We start from the raw sequence: 23,841 nt of genomic DNA on the forward strand, positions 1-23,841 counted from the left end.
TGTGATGCGACGACGGGACTCGGCCTCCTTCCTGGGGGCCGGGTCCCGTCGTATATACGGGTTGTCGTACGTGGGCGTGGTGGGCCTCATGCGGGTGGAGCCTGTGGATAACTCTGAGGCTGTCGGTGCGGGCGCCTATGGTGGCAAGGGCTGGAGGAACCACGGGCGGTACAGGACGCAAGGGCGCGGGGGACGGGCGATGATCGGGACGGGCGGGACGAGTGTGATGGCGGACGAGGACAGGACGACCGGGACGGACAGCGAGGCGCTGGCCGTGCTCCACCGGGTCTTCGGGTACGACGCCTTCCGGGGCGAGCAGGGCGCGGTCATCGAGCATGTGATCGCGGGCGGCGACGCCGTCGTCCTCATGCCGACCGGCGGCGGAAAGTCGCTCTGCTACCAGATTCCTTCCCTGGTCAGGCCCGGCACGGGCATCGTGGTCTCCCCACTGATCGCCCTGATGCAGGACCAGGTGGACGCGCTGCGGTCGCTGGGCGTGCGCGCCGGGTTCATGAACTCCACGCAGGACTTCGACGAGCGGCGCGTGGTCGAGGCGGAGTTCCTCGCGGGCGAGCTCGACCTGCTGTATCTCGCTCCCGAGCGGCTGCGGCTCGACGCCACGCTGGATCTGCTCGGGCGCGGCAAGATCTCGGTGTTCGCGATCGACGAGGCACACTGCGTGGCCCAGTGGGGACACGACTTCCGGCCCGACTACCTGTCCCTCTCCCTGCTGGGCGAGCGCTGGCCGGACGTGCCGCGCATCGCGCTCACCGCCACCGCCACCCACGCGACGCACCGGGAGATCACCGAGCGGCTGGCCATGCCCCGGGCCCGGCACTTCGAGGCCAGCTTCGACCGGCCCAACATCCAGTACCGGATCGTGCCCAAGGCCGACCCGAAGAAGCAGCTCCTGTCCTTCCTCCGCCAGGAGCACGCCGGCGACGCGGGCATCGTCTACTGCCTGTCCAGGAACTCCGTCGAGCGGACGGCGGAGTTCCTGAGCAAGAACGGCGTCGAGGCGGTGCCCTACCACGCCGGTCTCGACGCGGGCACGCGCGCGGCACACCAGTCGCGGTTCCTGCGCGAGGAAGGACTCGTGGTCGTCGCCACGATCGCCTTCGGCATGGGCATCGACAAGCCCGATGTCCGTTTCGTCGCCCACCTGGACCTCCCGAAGTCGGTGGAGGGCTACTACCAGGAGACCGGCCGCGCCGGCCGCGACGGACTGCCCTCCACGGCATGGCTGGCCTACGGCCTGAACGACGTCATACAACAGCGCAAGATGATCCAGGGCAGCGAGGGCGACGAGGCGTTCCGTCGCCGGGCCGCCAGCCACCTCGACGCCATGCTGGCGCTCTGCGAGACCGCCCAGTGCCGGCGCGGCCAGCTGCTCCAGTACTTCGGCCAGGAACCGCAGGCCGACGGCTGCGGCAACTGCGACACCTGCCTCGTACCGCCGGAGACCTGGGACGGCACCGTCGCCGCGCAGAAGGTGCTCTCCACCGTGGTGCGGCTGCAGCGGGAGCGCGGGCAGAAGTTCGGCGCCGTGCAGATCGTCGACATCCTGATGGGGCGGCGGACCGCGAAGGTCATCCAGTTCGACCACGACCAGCTCTCCGTCTTCGGCATCGGTGAGGAACTGGCCGAGGGCGAATGGCGGGGCGTCGTACGGCAGTTGCTCGCCCAGGGGCTCCTCGCGGTCGAGGGCGAGTACGGCACGCTCGTGCTGACCGAGGAGAGCGGGGCGGTGCTGCGGCGCGAGCGGGACGTGCCGCTGCGCAAGGAACCGAAGAAGCCGGTGACCTCGCGGTCGGCGTCGGGCGGCGGGTCGGGTTCCTCCGGCTCCGGCCGGGGCGACCGCAAGGCCAAGGCGCCGGTCGAGCTGCCCGACGACCTGCTCCCCGTCTTCGAGGCCCTGCGCGCCTGGCGCGGCGAACAGGCCCGCGAACAGGGCGTCCCCGCCTACGTCATCTTCCACGACGCCACCCTCCGCGACATCGCGGCGACGGCTCCCGCGTCCGTCGCCGAACTCGGCACGATCAGCGGAATCGGCGAGAAGAAGCTGGCGACGTACGGGGAGGGGGTGTTGGGGGTGCTGGCTTCACTGGGCGGGGCTTCCGGCGGGTCGTCGGCGTCGGCGTCGGCGGTGTCTGGATCTGGATCGGGATCGGGATCGGGATCCGCGCCGGCTCCGGTCGGCGGCGGCGAGTCCGGCCCGGCTTCGACGGGTGACGCGGGCGGGGACTTCGACTGGCCCGATGCGGAACCGGAGCCCGAGCACGATGACTGGGCCTAGGGGGCTTCTGAACGGCATGACGGGCAGGGCGGGCAGCGGGTTGGTGTACCGGGCGCGGATACGGCGGCAGCCATGACGCAGGGGGCACGGCCGCTGTCCGCAGCCGTGGACCGCGCCCCGAAGGGGTGCGGGGAACCGCGCAAGCAATCACGGCGGACGGAACCCGGCCCCCGACATGGCACCCCCACGGCGAAGAAGCGCCCCGCCACCGAAGCTCCCGTCCGCGCTCGAAGCCGCCGCCCGCCACCGAAGCTCCCGCCCGCGCACGAAACCGCCGCCCGCGCTCGAAGCTCCCGCCCGCGCTCGAAGCTCCCGGCCGTGTACGAAGCCGCCGCCCGAGCACGCAGCCCCGGCCACGTACGAAGCCGCCGCCCGCGCTCGAAGCTCCCCGGCCACGTACGAAGCCGCCGCCCGAGCGCGCAGCACCCGCCTCGCCGCCGGAGGCGTACCGCCTACTCCCGGGCCCTGACCCGGCCCGTGACCTCGCCGAGGCCCACCCGCGTCCCGCCCGGACCCGGGGCCCAGGCCGTGAGGGTCACCTCGTCGCCGTCCTCCAGGAACGTGCGCTTGCCGGTGGGGAGGTCGAGGGGGTCGCGGCCGTTCCAGGTGAGCTCCAGCAGCGAGCCCCGTTGCGCGGGGGAGGGCCCGCTGACCGTGCCGGAGCCGTAGAAGTCGCCCGTCCGGAGCGAGGCGCCGTTGACGGTCATGTGGGCCAGTTGCTGCGCGGCGGTCCAGTACATCGTGGAGAAGGGCGGCTCGGAGACGACGTGCCCGTTGACGGCGACGCTCAGGCGGAGGTCGTACCCCCCGGGGTCGATGTCCGGCGTGGAGTCGTCCAGGTAGGGCAGGAGCGGATGCGTGCGCTCCGGCGGCGCCACCCGCGCCTCGTCCAGCGCCTCCAACGGCGTGATCCAGGCCGAGACCGACGTCGCGAAGGACTTGCCCAGGAACGGCCCGAGGGGCACGTACTCCCAGGCCTGGAGATCGCGCGCCGACCAGTCGTTGAGGAGGCAGAGCCCGAAGACGTGGTCGCGGAAGTCGCCCAGCCCCACCGGCCGCCCCATCTCCGAGGGCACCCCCACCACGAACCCGACCTCCGCCTCGATGTCCAGCCGCACGGACGGACCGAACACCGGCGCCGCGTCGGTGGGCGCCTTGCGCTGACCGGACGGCCGTACCACCTCCGTGCCGGACACGACGACCGTGCCGGACCGCCCGTGGTAACCGATGGGCAGATGCTTCCAGTTGGGCGTCAGCGGATCCGGGGAGTCGGGCCGGAAGATCCTGCCCACGTTCCGCGCGTGGTTCTCGGAGGCGTAGAAGTCGACGTAGTCGGCCACCTCGAACGGCAGATGCAGGGTCACGGCGGACAGCGCGTGGAAGTGCGGCGCGATCGTCTCCCGGTGCGAGGGCACCGTCAGCCACGCCGTCAACGCCCGGCGGAGGTCCGACCAGGCCGTGCGTCCCGCCGCCAGCAGGGGGTTGAGCGTGGGGTGGCCCAGCAGCGCGGCGTACGGGGAACCGAGGGCGTGGGCGGCCGCCGCGGCGTCGAGGACGTGGTCGCCGAGACGGACACCGACCGTACGGGCGTCCGAACCAGCGGGGGAGAAGACGCCGTAGGGGAGGTTGTGCGGACCGAAGGGGTGGCCCTCGGGGACGTCGAAGGGATCTCCTTCGCGGACATCGAAGGGGGGCATCGGGTGCTGCCTCGCTCTCGTGCGTTCCGTCGTACCACTGGTCGCGCCACACGTTACGGGGCGGTGCGGAGATCGGGGAGTGTCTAAAGAGTTCGCAATGTCCTGATAGGGGAGGGTCGGAAGGAAAGGTTCCGGCTTAGCGTCCTGTGGGGGACGCGGACGGGGTGGGTCCGGGTCCGGTAGGGGGGACACGTGGGGGGACCCGTGGCCAGGGGCACTCGGGGTGCGCCGGTACAGGCGGACCGAGACGTTCCGGGGCTCGTCGTGAAGCTCGGCGACTATCCGCTGCACCATGGCGGCGTCGGTGCCATCCGCAGCCTGGGGCGGCTCGGCGTGCCGATGTACGCGATCACGGAGGACCGGTACACGCCGGCCGCCGTCTCGCGCTATCTGCGGCGGGCGTTCGTGTGGCCGACCACCGGGACGGAAAAGCCCGAGTGGCTGGTGGACGGCTTGCTGCGCATCGGACGGCGGATCGGGCGGCCCGCCGTGCTCATTCCCACCGACGAGGAAGCCGCGGTGCTCATCGCCGAGCACCAGGAGGAACTGGCGACCCGGTTCCTCTTCCCCCGCGTCGACGGGAAGCTCCCTCGCCGGCTCGCCAGCAAACAGGGGCTCCACGAACTGTGCGTGGAGCACGGCATCGCCAGCCCCGTGAGCTCGTTCCCGCAGTCGTACGAGGAGGTCGAACGGTTCGCGGAGCGGGCCCGCTTCCCCGTGGTGGCCAAGAACCGGGAGGCGTTCGAGCGGCGCAGGCGGCCCGCGGTGAACGGGACGACGCGGATCGCCGACCGGGAGTGTCTGCTGCGGCTGGCCCGCGGCTGGGGCGAGCGGCCCGGGGTGATCCTCCAGGAGTACCTGCCCCGGGAGGACGCCGAGGACTGGATCGTGCACGCGTACTTCGACGCCGACTCGACGCCGCTCGCGATGTTCACCGGGGTGAAGGTGCGGTCATGGCCGCCGCACGCGGGGATGACGGCGAACGCCTACGTCGTCGACAACCCCGAACTCGCGGACATCGCCGCGCGGTTCATCAAACAGATCGGGTTCGCCGGGGTCATCGACCTCGATCTGCGGTTCGACCGGCGGGACGGGCGGTACAAGCTGCTCGACTTCAATCCGCGCATGGGCGCGCAGTTCCGGCTCTTCGAGAACGAGGCCGGGGTCGACGTCGTACGCGCCATGCACCTCGATCTGACCGGGCGGGCGGTGCCGGAGGGGGAACAGCTCGCCGGGCGGCGGTACATCGTGGAGAACATCGATCTGCCGGCCCTGCTCGCCTACCGGCGCAGCGGGTACACCACACCGCACGCGCCGGCTCGCGCGAGCGGTACGGAGCTGGCGTGGCTCGCGGGTGACGACCCGCTGCCGTTCCTCACGATGCTCGCGCGCTTCGTGCGACCGGGCGCGAAGCACCTGTACCAGATGTGGCGGACCAACCGCCTCGGCAACGCCCATGTGCGCCCCTAGCCGGGCGCCCCCGCGGTGGGCAACCATGCGAGGAACACACGAAAGCCGCACAGAACAACACGAAGTAGGCACAACGCGTCCTGGGGAGGGACTTCGTGATTCAACCGGTAGCAGTCATCGGTGCCGGCCCGTTCGGGCTGTCCACCGCCGCGCATCTGCGTGCGCACGGCATTCCGGTCCGTGTCTTCGGCGAACCCATGGTGAGCTGGCGGGACAACATGCCCGCCGGGATGCTCCTGAAGTCGACCCCGGTGGCGTCGAACATCGACGCCCCGCAGCACGGTCACACGCTGGCCGACTACTGCGACGCGGCGGGCATCCGGCGGCTGGTGACGGACGAGGACCTCATCCCCGTCGACACCTTCATCGCGTACGGGGAGTGGTTCCAGCAGCGGTTCGTGCCCGAGCTGGAGCGGGTGCGCGTGGTGTCCGTCGACCGCGGCAAGGGCGGCGGCTTCGAACTGAAGCTGGACTCGGGGGAGTTGTTCGCGGCACGGGCCGTCGTCGTGGCGAGCGGGCTGTTCGGGCTGGCGCATCTGCCGGCCGAGCTGGCGGGTGCGGCCGTGGACGGACCCACCCCCACGGGGCCCGTCTCGCACAGCTCCCAGCACCCCGACCTGAGCCGGTTCAAGGACAAGGACCTGATCGTCGTGGGCGCGGGGCAGTCCGCCCTGGAGGCGGCGGTACTGGCGGCCGAGGCCGGCGCACGGGTGCGGGTCGTCGCGCGCGGGCGGGGGGCCGTGGCTTTCGGCGCGCCCCCGTGGAAGCAGCCGAGGCTGCGCCCCGAGTCGCCGTTCGGGCGGGCCTGGTCGCTGTGGGCGCTCAGTTACTACCCGCACCCCTACCGGTACCTGCCCGCCACCACCCGGCACCTCCTGGTCCGCCGGGTGCTCGGGCCGCTCGGCGCCTGGTGGTTGCGCGAGCGGTTCGAGGGGCGGGTTGAGGTGCGGGAGGTGGCGCGGGTGGTGCGATCCGGTGTCGTCGACGGGCGTCCGCGGCTCTCCCTCCAGGGACACGACGGCCGTATCGAGGAAGTGTCCGCCGACCATGTCATCGCGGCGACCGGGTACCGCGTCGACCTCGGGGCGATGGGGTTCCTCGGGCATGAACTCCGTACGGAGCTGGTGGTGAGCCGGGGGACGCCGGTGCTCGGGGCGGGGTTCCGGTCGTCGATACCGGGGCTGTACTTCACGGGGTTGCCTGCGGCGGCGTCGTACGGGCCGGTGATGCGGTTCGTGTGCGGGACGGAGTTCGCGTCGCCTCGGCTGGCCCGGCATCTGGCCCTGGCTCATGGGTGAGACGCATCCGGGATGAGCTCGGGTGGGGGCGGTGCGTCGCGGGGGCGGGTCGTTCGTGGCTGATCGCGCGGTCCCCCGCGCCCCTTCGGGGCGCCGCCCCGAGCTGCGGCCGTGCGGTACCGCTGAACGGCGGTTCGGGAAAGGGATGTTGACGTACGGGGGCGGTGGGGCGGTCGGGATGCCGGACGTCGTCCGGTTCGCGTCGAACCGATGGGGCGCGGCATCCGTATTCTCTGATCATGGCCGCACCCACCGCATATTCACTCATCGCCACTGACCTGGACGGAACGCTCCTGCGCAGTGACGACACGCTCTCCGACCGGTCCCTCGCCGCGCTGGCGCGGGCCACGGGGGCCGGTGCTCAGCACCTCGTGGTGACGGGACGGCCCGCGCCGAGAGTGCGCCCACTGCTGGAGGACCTCGGCAGCAGGGGGCTCGCGGTGTGCGGGCAGGGCGCGCAGTTGTACGACACCGGCGCGGACCGGTTGCTCTGGTCCGTCACCCTGGACCGGGAACTCGCCGAGACCGCGCTCGGCAAGATCGAGGCCGAGGTCGGACAGGTGTACGCGGCCGTCGACCAGGACGGGGTCGACGGCCTCACCCTGATCGAGCCCGGCTACCTCATGCCACACCCCACGCTGCCCGCCGTACGGGTGCCACGCCGGGACGACCTGTGGTGCGAGCCGATCAGCAAGGTGCTGCTGCGCCACCCCTATCTGTCCGACGACGAGTTGGCCTCGGCGGCGCGGATGGCGGTCGGTTCGCTGGCGACGGTCACCATGTCGGGGCCCGGCACCGTCGAACTCCAGCCATGCGGTATCACGAAGGCGACGGGCCTCGCCCTGGCCGCCGACCATCTCGGTCTGACGCCGGAGCGGACCATCGCCTTCGGTGACATGCCCAACGACATCCCGATGTTCGACTGGGCCGCGCACGGGGTCGCCATGGCCAACGCCCACCCCGAACTCAAGGCCGTCGCCGACGAGGTGACCCTCTCCAACGAGGACGACGGGATCGCGGTGGTGCTGGAGAAGCTCTTCCCGTGAGCGGCTCTTCCCGTGAGCAGCTCTTCCCACGGGTGTCTCTTCCGGTGAGCGGCTCTTCCCGCGAACGACTGTTCCCCTGGGTCCGCCGACCCAGGGGAACAGAGTGAAGAAGGGGGAACCGGAAGGGTCAGTACGCCCCGAACACGTTGTCGATCGAGCCGTACCGGTCGGCGGCGTAGTTGCACGCCGCCGTGATGTTCGCGACCGGGTCGTAGGGGTCGTACGGGGTGCCGGACACGTGGTACGCGGCGAACGTCGGGTCGATGACCTGGAGGAGGCCCTTCGACGGGGTGCCCGCGGCGGCGTTGGAGTCCCAGTTGTTGATGGCCAGCGGGTTGCCCGACGACTCACGCATGATGTTGCGGTGGATCCCGTCGTACGACCCGGGAATTCCCTTTTGCGCCATGATGTCCAGCGACTCGCGGATCCAGCCGTCGAGGTTGTTCGTGTACGTCTTGACCGACGCCTGGGTGGCCGTGGTGGTCTGGGCGGCCGTGGACGCCTTCGTCGCGTTCAGCTTCAGTTTCAGGCCCGGGCGGATCAGTGCCGGGTTGTCACCGACGGCCGCGCGGTTGTCCCGGTAGAGCCGCTGCCAGCCGCCCTTCGTGTCGTGCTCGCGCGCGATGGAGGAGAGCGTGTCGCCGGAGACCACGGTGTACGTCGTGGGCTGGGGCTGCGCCACGGCGGGCGCGGACTGCGGGGCCGACTGTACGGAGGCGGCGGCCTGGGTCGGGGTGGCGGCGTTCGCGGTCGTGGCGAGCGTGAGCGGGAGGGCCAGTGCGGCCCCGCCCGTTCCGGCGGCGACGACGCCACGGGTCAACGCGTTGCTTCTTGGGCGGCGGTGCTTGCCTCGTGCGGGCATGGGGGGTTCCTCTCCGTCGCCTGCGGGGTGAGCTGTCGGGTTCGGGCTGGAGATGCCCGGCCGCGCGCTTCGTCCCGGCGGTCGCTGTGCGTGCCGCGTCCGCTGGGCGTACTGCGCGTGGCTTGACCCCTAGCCGGTCCGTGGGGGAAATCCGGACCGGCGGTTTACCTGGGTCCCCCGCTCCTGCCGTGCGTGGATGTGTTGAGGGGTGGGGAGTCCGGGGCGGCGGCAGGATTCGGCGGTCCGTCCGGACGGGGTGTGAACGTATGCGAGAGCACACGACGGGAACAAGTCCCGGTTTGGCGGGTTGGTCCAGTTGACCTTGAGTTTGCTGTGATTCGCCCCTCGGTTTCCGGTGCGGTTCACGGCTCAACTTGCCTACCGCAAAGGGAAACTCGAAGGGGTGGGGCGGGGGTGTCGCGTGAGGGGCGCGTGACTCAACTCACGGGAGGAGTCGGGTGAAGTGCGGGGTAAGCGGCAAATCGGTCAACTCGGGCTGGGTGAAAGGGGTGCATAGGGGCCTGAAGGGGCGGGTGTGCGGGTGTGGATGCGCGCGGCCGTGGAGCGCGTGGGCGTCTCCGGGGGAGGGGCGGGTACCCGGGGCGGGCCGTCGCGGGCGGGCGGGCGCGCATGCGCGTCGGTGGATATCGCCGCGGACCAGTTGATCAAGAATATGGAGAGTGCGGTCTCATACCACCCGGGGCGAAGCCGTGGGCGCTCGTGGTGATCGAAAGGTGACCGGATACGCTGACTCGGGTGATGGCAGCGACAGATCGACAAACCGTGTCATCGACCGTGAGAGCGACCTAGACCGACCGTGTGACCGTCATCAGACGTCAGCAGACAGGAGAACCCTCGTGACCGTCGTCGAGCCGTTTGGGCTGAGCGCGCGGGACCAGGCTCTCGAAGCCGATGTCCAGGCCGGAATGACGGCCGTCGAGGAGGGTCTGCTGGAGGCGACCAAGAGCGAGGTCCCCTTCATCCAGGAGGCCGCCCAGCACCTGCTGCGCGCGGGCGGCAAGCGGTTCCGGCCGCTGCTGGTGATGCTCGCCGCGCAGTTCGGTGACCCCTACGCGCCGGGTGTCGTGCCCTCGGCGGTGGTGGTCGAGCTGACCCATCTCGCCACGCTGTACCACGACGACGTCATGGACGAGGCCGAGGTGCGCCGGGGCGTGCCGAGCGCGAACGCCCGCTGGGACAACTCCCTGGCCGTCCTCACCGGCGACTTCCTCTTCGCCCGCGCCTCGCACGTCCTCGCCGACCTCGGTCCCGACGCCGTCCGTATCCAGGCCGAGGCCTTCGAGCGGCTGGTCACCGGACAGATCCTGGAGACAGCGGGGCCGCGCGACGGACGCGACCCGATCGAGCACTACCTCGACGTGCTGGGCGGCAAGACCGGGTCGCTGGTCGCGGTCGCCGGGCGGCTCGGCGCGCTGATGGCGGGCGCCGACGAGACCGTGGTCGACGTGCTGACCCAGTACGGGGAGCGGCTCGGCGTCGCCTTCCAGCTCGCCGACGACGTCCTCGACATCGCCTCCGACTCGCACGAGTCCGGCAAGACACCCGGCACGGATCTCCGCGAGGGCGTGCCGACGATGCCGGTGCTGCGGCTGCGCGAGCGGGCGGGCCGACTGGGGCTGCCGGACGACATCGCCCTCTGCGAGCTCCTCGAATCCGACCTCACCGACGACGCCCGCCACGCCGAGGCCCTGGCCCGGCTGCGCGTCCACCCCGCGCTGGAGCAGGCCCGCCGCGACACGATCCGCTACGCGGAGGAGGCCCGCGCCGTCCTCGCACCGCTGCCGGAGTGCGACGCGAAGGCGGCGCTGGTGGAGCTGTGCGACGCGGTGGTGCACCGCGCCGGATAGGCACCCGCCCGGTCCGGCCGGCGGCGCCGTCCCTGACGACCCCTACGGGGTGCGGGGCGGCCCCGCCTCGCCATGTCATCCCTCACGGGTCGCCATGTCATCCCGTAGCAGTACGTCGAGTTGAGTCCCGAGTCTGACGATTCCCGTCGGCCGATTTGGTCAGATGGGTATCACCACTCCTCACCGATTCGGGTGAGAATGGCGGCTCCGAGTAGACGCCGCCGCCGACGACGGAGGTAAGGCACACATGGCACCGTACGAAACCGACGACAGCGACCGGTCCGGCGACGCCGCCGCGCTCGCGGCCGAGGCCGACGAGATGCGCTCGGCCCGGCGACGCAGGGCCGCGCGGTACGTCGTCCCGGTCACCGTGCTGGGCGTGGCCGCGGCGACCATCGGGCTCGTCCCGGCCTTCGCCGGCTCCGGTGACCCCGATCTGCCGAAGATCAGCGCGCAGGAACTCATCGAGAAGATCGCCGCCTCGGACGTACAGCAGGTGTCCGGCACGGTGAAGATCACCACGGATCTGGGCCTGCCCGACCTGGGCGGCCTCGCGGGCGGCCTGGCCTCGCAGGCGCCCTCCGGGGGCGACGGCGGTTCGGCCGCCGACCCCTCCGCCAAGCTCCTCGAACTCGCCACCGGTACCCACACGTTGAGGGTCGCCGCCGACGGCCCCGACAGGCAGAAGCTGTCGCTGCTGGACGACGCCGCCGAGTACAGCGTCATCCACAACGGCGACGACCTGTGGGCGTACGACAGCGCCTCGAACGAGGTGTACCACGCGAAGGATGCCGGCGAGGGCAAGGACCGGCGAGCCGGGAAGGACGCTCCCGACACCGCCGAGGACGTGCCCGCCACGCCGCAGAAGCTCGCCGAGGAGGCCCTGAAGGCCGTCGACGACACCACGTCCGTGACCGTCGACGGGACCGCGCAGGTCGCCGGGCGGGACGCGTACAAGCTGGTGATCGAGCCGAAGCAGTCCGGTTCGACGGTCGGGGCGATCTCGATCGCCGTCGACGCGAAGACGGGGCTGCCGCTGAAGTTCACGCTCACCCCGGCGAGCGGCGGCGCGGCCGTCGTGGACGCGGGCTTCACGAAGGTCGACTTCGGCAGGCCGAGCGCGTCGACGTTCGACTTCACGCCGCCGAAGGGCGCGAAGGTCACCGAGGCCGACGAGGTCGAGAAGTCGGGCCACCACGAGTCCGGGTCCGGCGACTCCGTGTTCGAGGGGCCCGGTAAGGACGGTGCGTTCAAGGACGGCAAGGGATCCGAGGGACTCAAGGGACCCAAGGGTTCCAAGGACTCCGAGGGCTCCGAGGAGGAGTTCGCGAGCGGGCTCGACGGGCTGAAGACCATCGGCAAGGGCTGGAGCACCATCGCCGAGTTCGACAGCGGCGCCGAGGGCGGCATGCCCACCGGCGGCGACGACTCGTCCGGCGACGCCCGGGTCGACGGGTTCCTGAACTCCCTCGGCGACCAGGTCAAGGGCGAGTTCGGCTCGGGTACGGTCTTCAAGACCCGACTGATCAACGTCCTCTTCACCGACGACGGCAAGGTGTACGCGGGTGCCGTCACCAAGGACGCGCTGGTGAAGGCGGCCAACGCGGCGAAGTAGCGACGCCCGGCCGGTGGGCCGGGACGGCGACACCGCCGTCCCGGCCCACCGGCCGTACCCGAGGGGAGCCATGAGCGACGCAGCCATCCACACCCAGGGGCTGACCAAGACCTTCCGCGGCGGCCAGGTGGCCGTGGACCACCTGGAACTGACGGTTCCCGGCGGCAGCGTCTTCGGCTTCCTCGGCCCGAACGGCTCGGGCAAGACCACCACCATCCGCATGCTGATGGGCCTGATCGAGCCGACCTCGGGCACGGCCCGGGTCCTCGGCCGGCCCATGCCGCGCTCCGTGCGAACCGTGCTCCCGCAGGTGGGCGCGCTCATCGAGGGGCCCGCGCTGTACGGGTTCCTCTCCGGCCGCGACAACCTGATCCGCTACGACTCCGCCGACCCGACCGCCGACCCGCGCACCCGGCGTACGCGCGTCGCGGCCGCCCTCGACCGGGTGGGGCTCGCGGCCGCCGCCGGCAAGAGGGCGAAGGCGTACTCGCTGGGCATGAAGCAGCGGCTGGGCCTCGCCGCGGCGCTGCTCCAGCCGCGCCGCCTCCTCGTCCTCGACGAGCCGACGAATGGTCTCGACCCGCAGGGCATGCGCGAAATCCGCGCGCTGGTACGGGAGTTGGCGTCCGACGGCACCACCGTCTTCCTTTCCTCGCACTTGCTCGACGAGATCGAGCAGGTGTGCACCCATGCCGCCGTCATGGCCAAGGGCCGACTCATCGTCCAGGGCCCGGTGACCGAACTGGCCGCCGGGGCGCGCGGGCGCCTCGTCGTCACCACACCCGACACGGCGGACGCGGCCCGTGTGCTCAAGGAACAGGGCATCGGGGACGTGGTCGTGACCGAGGGAGACGGCCGCAGTGACGGTCGGAACCCGGGCGAGGGGGGCCGGGTGACGGCCGAACCGCCGCCACCGGACCGCGACCTCGCCGAACTGAACGCCGCACTGGTCACCGCGGGCGTCCGCGTCCGCGGCTTCGGCCTCGAACGGGCCTCCCTGGAGGACGCGTTCGTGGCGCTCACGGGGGAGGGCTTCGATGTCGCGGGTTGATGCGGATGCGTCGCAGGGTGATGCGGTGCGTGCTGTCACGCCGGGTGGCCGGACGCCCAGTCTCCTCTGGACCTTCGGGCTGTTCCGCAGCGAGTTGGTGACCACCTTCCGGCGGTGGCGGACCATCGCGCTGCTGGGTGTGCTCGCGGCGGTGCCGGTACTCGTCGGGATCGCGGTGAGGATCGAGACGGGTGACGGGTCGTCGACGGGCGGTGGACCGGGCGGCGGAGGCGGGGGCGGGCCCGCGTTCATCGCGCAGATCAGCAACAACGGGCTGTTCCTGGTGTTCACGGCGCTGGCCGCGACGCTCCCCTTCTTCCTGCCGATGGCCGTCGGCGTGATCGCGGGGGACGCGATCGCGGGCGAGGCGAACGCGGGCACCCTCCGCTATCTGCTGGTCTCGCCCGCGGGCCGGACCCGGCTGCTGCTCACCAAGTACGCGACCACCATGACCTTCTGCCTGGTCGCCACCCTCGTCGTGGCGGCGTCGGCGATGGCCGTGGGGGCCTTGTTGTTCCCTCTCGGCGATCTGACGACGATCTCCGGCACGCGGATCGGCTTCGCCGAGGGCCTGCTGCGGGCGCTGCTGATCGCGCTGGCGGTGGCCGCGTCACTGATCGGGATCGCGGCCCTCGGCCTGTTCATCTCCACCCTCACCAACAGCGGCATCGCCGCGATGGCCACCACGGTCGGGCTCCTCATCACCGTCCAGATCCTCGACCAGATCCCCCAGCTGGACGCCCTCCACCCGTACTTCTTCTCCCACTACTGGCTCTCCTTCGCCGACCTCATGCGCGAACCGGTCTACTGGGACGACCTCCAACGCAACTTCGGCCTCCAGGCCCTGTACGCGGCGGTGTTCGGATCGGCGGCCTGGGCGAGGTTCACGGCGAAGGACATCACCGCGTGACGCGACGACCCGCGTGACGCGGCTTTGGCCCGGCGTGACGGCCCGCCCGTCGGGGCTCAGACGGCGGCCGCGTCCGTGTCGTACGGGAAGCGCGCGAAAGGCGCTTCCCCGGCGAGAAACGTCTTCGCGCGGGTCAGGGCCGCCGTGTCGTGGAGGACGTCCCCCGGCTTGCTGCCGTTGCCCAGCAGCACTCCGCCGAAGCGCATGCCCAGGTACGCGGCGGAGTGGTTGAGCGTCCCGATCAGCGGCTCGGCGACCTCCTCCTCGTCGTGCGCGAGCGCGGTGACGCCCCAGAGGGTGCGGCCGGCCATCGTCTGCTTGAAGTCGAGCCCCGGGGTGCGCAGCCAGCCCGCCCAGTGGTCGAGGTAGCGCTTGACGGGGGCGGACACGGAGTACCAGTACAACGGCGACACGATCACGAGGTCCGTCGCCGCGAGCGTGGCCTCCAGGAGCAACGCCCTGCTGTCCCCCTCCGGCCGCACATGATCGCTGTCGTGCCGCAGGTCCTCGAAGTCCGGCAACGGGTGGCGCGCCAGATCGATCCACACCTGCTGGACGTCGTCCGGTAACTGCTCGGCGGCCGAGCGGGCCAGCATCTCGCTGTTGCCGTCCGGCCGGCTGCTACCGAGAACGAACAGGAAGCGGCGGGTCATGGGGTCCCCCTGGGTACCTGGCGTCCGGGTACCGGCGTACCGATGTGTGGCGTACGCCGATTGCATGCATCGACAATATATGCACATGCATGCGACGGCAAGGATGCGGTTCCGCAGCCTACGGACGACGCCCGGGCGCCCTCTCCGGCAGCAGGGCCATGACGCCGACGAGGGGGCGCCGTCACCAGGGGCCCGGCGCCGCCGACGCCCAGGGGAACCCGCAGTGGCCACTGGAGCAGTTCCCGCAGCGCACCCGGGCGAAGCGGTGGCGCCCGCGTCTCATGCCGGGGCCTCCGGCGCTCGGGCGGGGTGAATCCGGACGGCTTCGGCGGCACCTGCCATCCGCAGCAACAGTGCCTCCTCGCCGTGTCGCGCCACCAGGTGGAGCCCGACCGGGCAGCCGTCGGCGTCGAAGCCCGCCGGGATGCTGATGGCCGGGTGGCCACTGAGGTTGAACGCCCAGGTGAGCGCCGTGGAGTAGCGGTCACCCGGGCCGTCGTGGCCGTGTGGGGCGTTGGGCGTGGTGGGGGTGAGGAGCAGATCGGCCCCGGCGAAGAGCGCGGCGAGCCGCCTGTCGTTCTCGGCGCGGAGCTCCTGGGCGGCCTGGAGGATTGCCGGGTCGGCGTCGGGTGCGGCGCGGAGGGCGAGCCAGGCCGGCCCGGGGTCCTCCAGGCGAAGCGGCCGCGGATGCGGCTGCGGCTCGGGGTGCCGCGCGGGCGCGTTCGCCGTGTGTGAGGGAGCGGCGTCCCCCGGTACGGGCGCGTTCGCCCGCCGTACCGGCGGCCGTACGACCCCGGCGAGCCGTATGAGACCCGCGTCCGCGAGGCGGAGTGCGGCGCTGTGGGCGATCGCGGCGGGCTGGGGGTCGGTGTCGGCGAACCCGAGGTCGGCCGACCAGAGGGCGGTGAGGGGAGCCGGGACATCGCCGACCGCCTGTGCCGCCCCGACCGCCTGTGCCGCCCCGGCCGCGTACGGCGCTTCGGCCCTCGCGACTGCCCTCGCAGAACCGGCCGTCCCTGCCCTCCCTGGCGTCCCTGCCGTCCCGGCCGTCCCTGCCGTCCCGGCAGCGCGTGGTGCCTCTACCGTCCCTGCCGTCCCGGCCGCGCGGGGTGCCTCGGACGTCCCGGCCGGGCGCGTCGCTTCGGCCTCCTGGGCTGTCCCGGCCGGGTCCGGCTCCTTCTGCCGGTCGCGCTCCGCCCCGCCCCCTCCCACGTCTCCGGAGCCCGGCGCGTCGACCGCCGCTGTCACGCAACGCCAGTACGCCGCCGCGTCCGAGGCGTAGCGGGTGAGGACGCCGGCCGCCGCGAGGCCCGTACGGTCGGCCGAGGGCAGGCGTCCGTTCGTGGTCTTCAGGCCGACGACGCCGCACCACGCGGCCGGGATCCGTACCGACCCGGCGCCGTCCGTGCCGGTCGCCATCGGCACCAGGCCCGCGGCGACCGCCGCCGCCGACCCGGCCGAGGAACCGCCCGGCGTCCGGTCGGCCCGCCAGGGGTTGACGGTCCGGCCGCCGGCCCCGAGTCCCCAGGTCTGCCAGGGGGTACCGGGGCCGGGCACGGAGGTCGCCCCCACGGGGACGCACCCGGCCGCGACGAGCGCCCGCGCCGCCGCGGCCCGCAGCCCGGCCCGCCCCTTCACCCCGATCGGCACCCCGGCCAGCGGCAACCACACCCCTGCGGCCACCTGCGCGTCCACCTCCGCCGCCCGCCGCGACGCCTCCTCGGCCCACACCTCGACGAACGCGCACAGCGCGGGCTCGGCCTGCTCGATCCGGGCGAGCGTGTCCGCGACGACGTCGACGGCCGACAGCTCACGCGCGCGCACGGCGGCGGCGATCCGTACGGCCGAGGGCGTCGGAAAGCCGTTGGGCGGGAGGGAGTCGGGTGGCAGGGAGGTGTGCGGTCGCATGGCCTTCTCGGGTCTCTCGGCTTTTTCCTCGGCGGCTCGGCGGCTCGGCGGACAGCGGTCACCGGCTCGGTCAGCCCTGCGCGGGCGGCTCCGGCAGGGGGCAGATGGAGCAGGGGGCAGATGGGGCACGGGGCGCGGGCCAGTGCGGAGGGCCCGGCGCTGGGATTGGCGGTGGGGTTGGCGGAAGGGGGGACCGTACCGGGGCCGATACCCCCGTTCCCGGCCCCGGTACGGAGTTCGGTCGACCTGCGGGATGTCGTAGGCGGCGGAGTTCTGCTCCTCGTCGGCACTCCCGCCGGACGCCGCCGCTCACGGAGGCGTCGGCGGAGGTGGTCGGTGACGGAGACGGTCGGGGCGGAGCCGCGGGCCGGGGGGCGGCGGATCAAGAGGGCGTCCCGTACGGCTCCGCGGTCGGCGGCTGCTTCGCGCGGTGGGCGCCCGTCTTGCAGCCCGCGAACGGGCCGTTGGGGGAGCGGAGTTCGGCCATGACGGGGCCGAGGTGGTCGCGGTGCCACACCGCCGGGCCCGACGCGCCCGCCGTCGGGTCGGTGAGCTCCTGCCAGGCCAGCCACAGGGCGTGCAGCCGAGCCACCGCCTCCAGGTGCTCCCACCAGCGCGGGCACCAGGGCTGCTGCGAGGTGACCTCGCGGCCGTAGACCGGGAGGAGCAGGTCCCCGACCCAGACGGCCAGGGCGTGCATCTCGTCGGCGTACTCGGCGCCGTCGAGGTAGAGGATGAACGGCGGGGCGGCGAGCGGCTGTTCCGGGCTGTGCTGTTCGACGGTGGTGGTCATCGGGGGATCCTTTCCGCGGCCCTGGCCGTGATGGCCTTGACCTCGGCCTGGGCGGCGAGGGCGACGCGGTCGGCGCCGGGTTCGGCGTACCAGGGGCGCAGGCGGACGAGGGCGGGTCTCACGCCGGTGGCGAGGAGGAGGGCGGTGCCCTTGGGGAGGGCGCGGATGCGGTCGGCGGGGAGGATGCGTTCGAGGCGGTACGAGGTGGAGCGGGAACGGCCGTCCTTGCCGCGGGAGTAGCTCACCGTCGACACGTCGTGCTCGCCCACCAGCCGCGAGACCTTCTCCACGAAGTCCGCGTCGTCGAGGCCCGCGCCGAGCAGTTTGATGGTGGCGGCGCTCCACAGCGCGTCCATCCCGGTCTCGCCCCACACCCGTGTGCCCTGGCGGTAACTCTGCAGCAGGGTCACGACGTTGATGCCGCGCGAACCGAAGTGGGAGTAGAGGTCGGGCAGGTCGGAGATGCGGCAGACGTTGGCGGCCTCGTCCAGCACCGCCGTCATCGGCGGGTCCAGGCGACCGCCCGTCCGCTCCGCCGCCACGACCCCCGCGCGCAGGACGGAGTCCGCGCACGCGGCGATGACACCGGCCGCCGAGCCGCCGCCGTCCTTGGAGAGCAGATAGAGCGTGTCGGGCGCGAGGACGTGCCGCTCGGGCAGGAACTGCGGCAGCTCCGGGTCCGGGCTCACCCAGGCCGCGATCGCCGGGTCGAGCAGGCACGCCACGCACTGGCGGGCCGTCTCGTAGATGCCGTCCCGGGTCTCCACCGCGCCCTGGACGGTGCCCTGGAGCTGGTCGGCGAGCGCCGCCATGCCCGCGTCGCGGAGCAGGTCGACCGGTGTACGGTCGGCCGGGTCCGCCAGCCAGGCCAGCACCTCGTCCACCTGCCGCCTGCCCCGGTTGGCCGCGTGGAACAGGGCCGTGAGGGTGTTCTGGGCGGCCGAGATCCAGAAGTCCCGCTTGGAGGCGTCGTCGTTGACCGCGCCGACGAAGTGGCCGGCGAGGCGGCGGGCGCCCTCGATGGTGGCGGCGTCGGCCAGCATGTCCCACCACAGGCCGCGTGCCGTGTGGGCGATGCCCTGCGGGTCGAACGTCCACACCGTGCCCACGCGTTCACGTTCCGCGCGGGTCACGCTGTACACGTCCGCCTTGTTCGACGTCAGCAGCACGCTGCCGCGGGCGCGCAGGACCCGCGGGACGGCGATGCCGGTGGACTTGCCGGCCCTCGGTGCCATCAGGTCCAGCTCCACGTCCTCGTAGCTGCTGCGGAGTTCGGGGCCGCCGGGTTCCAGGTTGCCGAGGAGGTTGCCCGTGTCGTCCGGGGGGAGCTTGCCCGACTTCGGCAGGGAGGGGCGGAGTTGGCGGGCCCTGGTGGTGGCGCCCTTCGGGAGGAGGCCGGAGAGTTCGCGGCGGCCGGCGAGACCGCTGGGCCTTCTGCCGCGGCGGCGGATGAGGACGACGGGGGCGACGAGCAGGGTGAGGGTGGCGCCGAGGACCGTGCCCATGCCGGTGGTGAGCGCGCCGGGTGACGTCGTCGGCCATACGGCTGTCGGGCCCTGCGTGATGAGGGTCTTCATCGTGGTCAGGGCGAAGGGTGGGGGGTTCCAGCCGGCGCCGGTGAGGGCGGCGGCCAGGGTGCCGCCGAGCCAGGCTCCGAGGAAGAGGGTGCCGATGAGCAGGGCGGCGCCGGGGATGATCCAGGGCAGTAGGTCGTCGCCGGTGGTGTGCTGTTGCTTGCGTGTGCTCATTTCTGTTCCCCCGTCAGCTGATCGGACTTTCTTCGCCCCCGCCGCCCCTACCCGTCCCTTCCCCAGGGGCTGCCGCCCCTTCGACCCCGCACGCCGGAGAGCTCGGGGGTGCTGGTGCGTCGGCGGGTGCGGGTCGCGTCGTGGTTGCTCGCGCAGTTCCCCGCGCCCCTGAAAAGCAGGGGCTGCGCCCCGTGCTTTTCGGCCCGCAGGGGCCGTGTCCTTCAGGGGCGCGGGGAACTGCGCGACCAGCCCCCACTCGCCCGCGGTCGCCCGACAACCGCACCCCCAGAGCTCATGGGCGCCCCGTCTTGGAAAGGACCGGCTTCGGGGTCCACCTCGTGTTCGTGTTGTGCAGGTCCCTCTCCGTGTCCGTGATCGACACCTTGATCGGGATGCCGGGCCGTCCACCCACCTTGATCAGGAAGCGCCCACGCCCCGGCGGCTCCTCGTTGCCCCCCGCGCTCGCCCAGCCCGGCGGCGACGACCACGACGACACCAGGTCGATCTCGCGTTCCGACAGTCCGACGATCTCGCCGAGTTCCCTCATCTCCGTACGGGGGAGGCCCGCGCACACCACCATCCCCGCCCGCTCGACGAAGCCGCGCGCCTTCGCCCGGTCGGCCTCGCTGCCCAGCGCCTCCGCGTCCTTCAACGTGTGCGTGATCTTCGCGTCGCCGAGACCGAGGGAGCGGTTGAGGCGGGTGAGGGCGTCGATGCGTTCGACGATGCCGGAGGCGGCGCGCAGGGGGCGCCAGAGTTCGTCGAGGACCGTGAAGAACCAGCGCTGCGGCGCCAGGCCCGCGTCCGCGAGGGCGTGGGCCGCCGCGACCGTGCCGAGGCCGTCCGACCATGCCGCCAGCATCGCCGCCGCCGTGAGCTGCGTGTCCGCCTCGCCGATGCGGGAGATGTCGACGCAGACGGCGGGCGAGGCCGGGTTGATACGGGTGGAGGTCTCGGAGGCGAAGGTGTCGCCGAGCGGGCCGTCCAGGACGCCGAGGAGCGAGCGGTGGAGCGGGTCCACCGCCTCCTGGTAGCGCGCCATGTCGCCCCGGTCAAGGGTGACCGCGCGGACCCGGTCCGGACCCTCGTCCAGCACCTTCAGCAGGTCGGGCAGCAGCGGCGGCCGCCCCGGCTTCGTCCGTTCCGTGAGGTGGTGCAGGCAGGCAGAGAGGACCGACTGCTCGTGGTCGTCCATCGGGCGGCCCCGGACGATCGTGATCAGCGCCGCGACCATGTTCAGGACACGGCCGTGCGCCTCCGCCGCCAGGATCCGGCCCCGTTCGCCGCCGATCCGGAGTGCCGCCTCGCCCATCGCCCCGGGGTCGAGGACGTTGATGCCGCCCACCCCGCGCCCGATGGAGATCACCTGGCCGCCGAGCGCCCGTACGGTGTCGGCGTAGTCCGGCTTCAGGTCGCCGAGGACCAGCGGGGTGATACCGGTCGCGCACATGCCGATCAGCATCCGGTTGACCAGCGTGGACTTGCCGAGGCCCGGCATGCCCAACATGAAGAGGGACGGGTTGGAGATGTAACGGGCGCGGGTGAACCAGGAGATGGGGTCACCGCAGACCGTGGCGCCCGTGTGCAGGTGCTGGCCCAGCGGCACCCCGGTCATGGGGGCGCCGGAGCCCGCCGCGAAGGGCCACAGGCCGCACGCCTGGACCGTCGTCGCCCGCCACAGCGCGGGCGGGTCGACATGACCGACCTGGCCGCCGCCGGGGCCGAACCACCCACGCGGGGGCGCCATCTGGGGACGAACGGGACGTACGGCAGCGCGCTTGCTCACAGCGCCTCCCTGATCTGGTACGGGACGAGGGTGTGCTCCCACGGCAGCAGGCCGACAGGGAGGGTGCAGGTGAACGCGGAGGCCTGCATGCGGTCGGCGGGGCGCATCAGGATGCGGGACGACGCCTGGAGGTTGCGTACGGTGATCGCCGCGTCCGGCAGTTGCTCCTCGCTGTCCACGGTGACCGTCACCATCAGCGAGAACTCCACGAGCCCGGCGCCCGCCGCCTCCTCGGCCGCCGTCTGCTCGGCCGCCTGCATCTCGGAACTGGCCCGCGCCTGGACCAGCCCCCGCTTGGAGCCCGCCATGAAGTGCGCGGTCCGCCGGTCGGCCTCCACGATCCGGGCGGAGGTCGCCGGGTCGATCGGGCGGTAGACCAGCGAGACCCGCTTGCGGCGGGTGCCCGTCGCGGGCTCCAGCAGGCCCCGCAGCACGCTCGACCGGACCGTGCCGCGCGGTGCCAGCGTCAGCATCCACGTCCGCGACACGCCCGAGTCGTGCTTGTACGCCTGGACCGACTCGACGGCGGCGGCCGGGCCCGCGTCCGACCAGTCGAGGCCGGTGGCGGAGTGCTCGGCCCGCGTGCTCAGGACATCGGGGCCGACGGCCGGGTCGTACGCCACGCGCACGATCTCCGCGAGCCGCTCGGCGGAGAGCGGGTACGCGGCGCCGCCGCCGGCCGCGACCAGGCCCGACAGCAGGCCGGGCAGCCGCATGGACAGGTCGGTGATGACGTCCTGGACGTCCCGCTTGGGGCCACCGGTGGGGCCGTAGGTGAGGGCGATGTAGGTGTGCATCTCGGAGGAGGCGGAGGGGTAGCGCGCGACGACCTCCTCCATGACCGCGCGGGCCGCCGCCGGGGCGTCCGGCGAGATGCGCGGCAGGACCTCGGCGGCCAGCCGCGTCCCGGTGTCCGGCGCGGTCTCCACGACGACCTGGGCGCCGCGCAGGCCCGGCTCGTGCGAGAGCCGGGCGAGCCAGTCGCCCCAGGACGCCACCCAGATGTCGACCTGCTCGGGGTCGACCAGCGAACCGCCGTCCGGCTCGCAGGCCAGCACCACCGTGCAGAGGTTGCGGCCGGGGTGGTGGATCACCCCGAAGGCGCGGTTGTAGGCGTCGCGGCCCTCGTACATCTTCGTGCGGGCCAGCAGGCCCGGCGGGTGGTAGCGGCCGCCGGGACGCCTGGAGAGCGGGCCGGAGACGTACGTGGTCGAGCCGTTCGCCTTGCGCCTGAGCCAACCGATACGCACCGCGACCACCTGGTAGATGTTGCGGCCGTCCACCGTGCGCAGCGCGAGCGGGGCGAGGAAGAGGCCGAGGGGGATGAGGACGAGGATCGCGGCCAGCAGTGAGACCAGCGAGGCGAGGAGTGCGACCAGGAGTCCGCCGAAGGCCACGACGGTGCCGAGGAGGCCCAGCGGGCCGAGGCCCGGGCGGCGGGGTCTGCGCCAGTTTCCGTAGGTGGGACGCGTGAGGGCGTCGGTGGACATGGGGTTCCTTCTTCCGGCTGAGGTCGCTGGGTCGAGTGCCGACGAGCTCGGGTGGTGCTGTGTCGGACGGCGGCCGCGGGTGGGTGGGGGCTGATCGCGCAGTTCCCCGCGCCCCTGGAAAAGAGGGCCCGCGGCGCCTTTTCCAGGGGCAGGGGCTACTGGTTGTGGCCCTTCATGCCGTCGTTGTCGTCCAGGGAGTTGGCGACTTCGGTCGCCGCCGCCACGCCCGTCTGTACGGCGACCGCGGCGGCCTGGACCGCGAGGGCCGCGCCCCCGGTGGCCGCGCCCGCGGCCGCTGTGCCGGCCGCCGCGCCTGCGCCTCCGGCGGCTCCACCTGCTCCGCCCGCGGCGCCCGCGGAGGAACCGGCGCCCGAGGAGGGCGAGCCCTGGGGGCCCGCGGAGCCGCCGCCTCCACCGCCTCCGCCGCCCCCCGCGGAGCCGCCGGCGATACTGACCGCGCCGGAGGCGATGTTGTTGGCGGCGCCCAGCGCGACCGTGCCGCCGGAGGTGCCGCCGAGGGCGGCCGTGGCCGGGACGATCAGCTTGAGGAGGGCGGGCAGGGCGAACACCGCCATGATCAGCATGCCCATGCCGGCGATGACCGAGTTCAGGTTCTTGGTGTCCTTGGTCATCGCGGTGGCCGCGTAGATGATCAGGGCCGCGGCCGGCTTGTACAGCAGCCAGGCCGCGAGCCAGCCGATGTGCTTCTTCCACCAGCCCTCGCCCCACCCGGTCATCGAGGAGGCGGCGGCCAGCGGCAGCGTGCCGACCAGCATGATCAGGACACCGATGCGGATGTACATCAGCACGATCTGCACGAAGCTCGACAGCATCACCAGCAGACCGAAGATGAGCACCAGGCCCGGCTGGTTGAGACTCAGCACACCCAGCATCGTGGCGGCGTTGTCACCGAGGTCGGATCGCTCGTACACGTCCTTGGCGTACGCGTCCGATGCCGCCATCAGGGCCGTGACCACGGGGACGGAGGCCGCGCCGACGAGGATGACCTTCCACATCCCCATGAACGCCTGCTTCATGGACTGGCCCTTGCGGTCCACCGCCATGCGGATCGCGGCGAGCAGCAACGAGGCCACCGCCACATAGGCGACGATCCAGTTGACCTCGGCGGTGATCTGGCCGATGGGACTGCCTGCGGCCGCCTGGCCGTGGCCGCCGCCGTTTCCCGCCGGGTCCCGCACGTCGACGCTCAGCCAGACGCCGTTGAGCGACTTCAGCACCTCCGCCGCGCCGTCGCCGATCGCCTTGGCGAAGACGACCACGGCACCCTCGGTGAACTGCTTGCCGCCCTCTTCGATGACGCAGTCGTAGAGCTTCCAGGAGCAGGCCATC

At 72.4% G+C, this 23,841-nt stretch carries 17 protein-coding genes; 8 read left to right on the forward strand and 9 right to left on the reverse strand.

The window, feature by feature from the left end; genetic code table 11:
• The first annotated feature begins 199 nt into the window (after positions 1-199).
• Positions 200-2,296 (forward strand): DNA helicase RecQ, encoded by a 2,097-nt coding sequence (recQ, locus tag OG272_RS29620; protein ID WP_328223848.1) that lies wholly within the window; start codon positions 200-202, stop codon positions 2,294-2,296.
• 452 nt (positions 2,297-2,748) lie between these two features.
• Here recQ and fahA read toward each other — a convergent pair whose 3' ends face one another.
• On the reverse strand, positions 2,749-3,993 hold the full coding sequence (fahA, locus tag OG272_RS29625; protein WP_327728222.1) for a fumarylacetoacetase: 1,245 nt from the start codon (positions 3,991-3,993) through the stop codon (positions 2,749-2,751).
• A 204-nt stretch (positions 3,994-4,197) separates the two neighbouring features.
• On the opposite strand from fahA, the gene OG272_RS29630 reads away from it, so the two are divergent.
• The 3 genes from OG272_RS29630 to OG272_RS29640 all read left to right on the forward strand — a co-directional run bounded on the left by OG272_RS29630 (position 4,198) and on the right by OG272_RS29640 (position 7,807).
• A complete protein-coding gene (locus OG272_RS29630) occupies positions 4,198-5,463 on the forward strand; it encodes an ATP-grasp domain-containing protein (RefSeq protein WP_327728221.1) in 1,266 nt (421 codons plus the stop codon).
• Positions 5,464-5,558: 95 nt separating this feature from the next.
• On the forward strand, positions 5,559-6,761 hold the full coding sequence (locus tag OG272_RS29635) for an NAD(P)-binding domain-containing protein (RefSeq protein ID WP_327728220.1): 1,203 nt from the start codon (positions 5,559-5,561) through the stop codon (positions 6,759-6,761).
• A 239-nt stretch (positions 6,762-7,000) separates the two neighbouring features.
• Complete coding sequence (locus OG272_RS29640) at positions 7,001-7,807, forward strand: HAD family hydrolase (RefSeq protein WP_326578967.1); 807 nt, start codon at positions 7,001-7,003, stop codon at positions 7,805-7,807.
• Positions 7,808-7,934: 127 nt separating this feature from the next.
• Here OG272_RS29640 and OG272_RS29645 read toward each other — a convergent pair whose 3' ends face one another.
• On the reverse strand, positions 7,935-8,669 hold the full coding sequence (locus OG272_RS29645) for a LysM peptidoglycan-binding domain-containing protein (protein WP_327728219.1): 735 nt from the start codon (positions 8,667-8,669) through the stop codon (positions 7,935-7,937).
• An 857-nt stretch (positions 8,670-9,526) separates the two neighbouring features.
• Here OG272_RS29645 and OG272_RS29650 point away from each other — a divergent pair.
• From OG272_RS29650 to OG272_RS29665, 4 genes are all read left to right on the forward strand, one after another.
• Positions 9,527-10,537 (forward strand): polyprenyl synthetase family protein, encoded by a 1,011-nt coding sequence (locus OG272_RS29650; RefSeq protein ID WP_326578963.1) that lies wholly within the window; start codon positions 9,527-9,529, stop codon positions 10,535-10,537.
• Between the two features lie 247 nt (positions 10,538-10,784).
• Entirely contained in the window at positions 10,785-12,152 is a 1,368-nt protein-coding gene (locus tag OG272_RS29655) for a DUF2092 domain-containing protein (RefSeq protein ID WP_327728218.1), read from the forward strand.
• Positions 12,153-12,222: 70 nt separating this feature from the next.
• Positions 12,223-13,203 (forward strand): ATP-binding cassette domain-containing protein, encoded by a 981-nt coding sequence (locus tag OG272_RS29660; RefSeq protein ID WP_405895251.1) that lies wholly within the window; start codon positions 12,223-12,225, stop codon positions 13,201-13,203.
• On the forward strand, positions 13,190-14,113 hold the full coding sequence (locus OG272_RS29665; protein ID WP_328223855.1) for an ABC transporter permease: 924 nt from the start codon (positions 13,190-13,192) through the stop codon (positions 14,111-14,113). The genes OG272_RS29660 and OG272_RS29665 overlap by 14 nt, the downstream gene beginning before the upstream one ends.
• A 56-nt stretch (positions 14,114-14,169) precedes the next feature.
• Here the strand turns inward: OG272_RS29665 and OG272_RS29670 are convergent, their stop codons facing one another.
• The 7 genes from OG272_RS29670 to OG272_RS29700 form a co-directional block, all read right to left on the reverse strand.
• Positions 14,170-14,766: an NAD(P)H-dependent oxidoreductase gene (locus OG272_RS29670; RefSeq protein ID WP_328223856.1), complete on the reverse strand. Its 597-nt coding sequence runs from the start codon at positions 14,764-14,766 to the stop codon at positions 14,170-14,172.
• Positions 14,767-15,045: 279 nt separating this feature from the next.
• Positions 15,046-16,674, reverse strand: a complete 1,629-nt coding sequence (locus OG272_RS29675; protein WP_405895252.1) for an amidase family protein — start codon at positions 16,672-16,674, stop codon at positions 15,046-15,048.
• Positions 16,675-17,056: 382 nt separating this feature from the next.
• The gene (locus tag OG272_RS29680) at positions 17,057-17,467 is read right to left on the reverse strand and encodes a DUF4913 domain-containing protein (RefSeq protein ID WP_328223858.1); all 411 of its coding nucleotides are present in this window, start codon (positions 17,465-17,467) and stop codon (positions 17,057-17,059) included.
• Entirely contained in the window at positions 17,464-19,215 is a 1,752-nt protein-coding gene (locus OG272_RS29685) for a TraM recognition domain-containing protein (RefSeq protein WP_328223859.1), read from the reverse strand. The genes OG272_RS29680 and OG272_RS29685 overlap by 4 nt, the downstream gene beginning before the upstream one ends.
• 292 nt (positions 19,216-19,507) lie before the next feature.
• On the reverse strand, positions 19,508-20,962 hold the full coding sequence (locus tag OG272_RS29690; RefSeq protein ID WP_326585667.1) for an ATP/GTP-binding protein: 1,455 nt from the start codon (positions 20,960-20,962) through the stop codon (positions 19,508-19,510).
• Positions 20,963-20,997: 35 nt separating this feature from the next.
• Entirely contained in the window at positions 20,998-22,491 is a 1,494-nt protein-coding gene (locus tag OG272_RS29695) for an SCO6880 family protein (protein ID WP_326578948.1), read from the reverse strand.
• A gap of 155 nt (positions 22,492-22,646) precedes the next feature.
• Positions 22,647-23,840, reverse strand: a complete 1,194-nt coding sequence (locus tag OG272_RS29700) for a hypothetical protein (protein WP_326578945.1) — start codon at positions 23,838-23,840, stop codon at positions 22,647-22,649.
• Between the last annotated feature and the right edge of the window lies 1 nt (position 23,841).

This window comes from Streptomyces sp. NBC_00104 (assembly GCF_045160825.1).
Classification (GTDB): domain Bacteria; phylum Actinomycetota; class Actinomycetes; order Streptomycetales; family Streptomycetaceae; genus Streptomyces.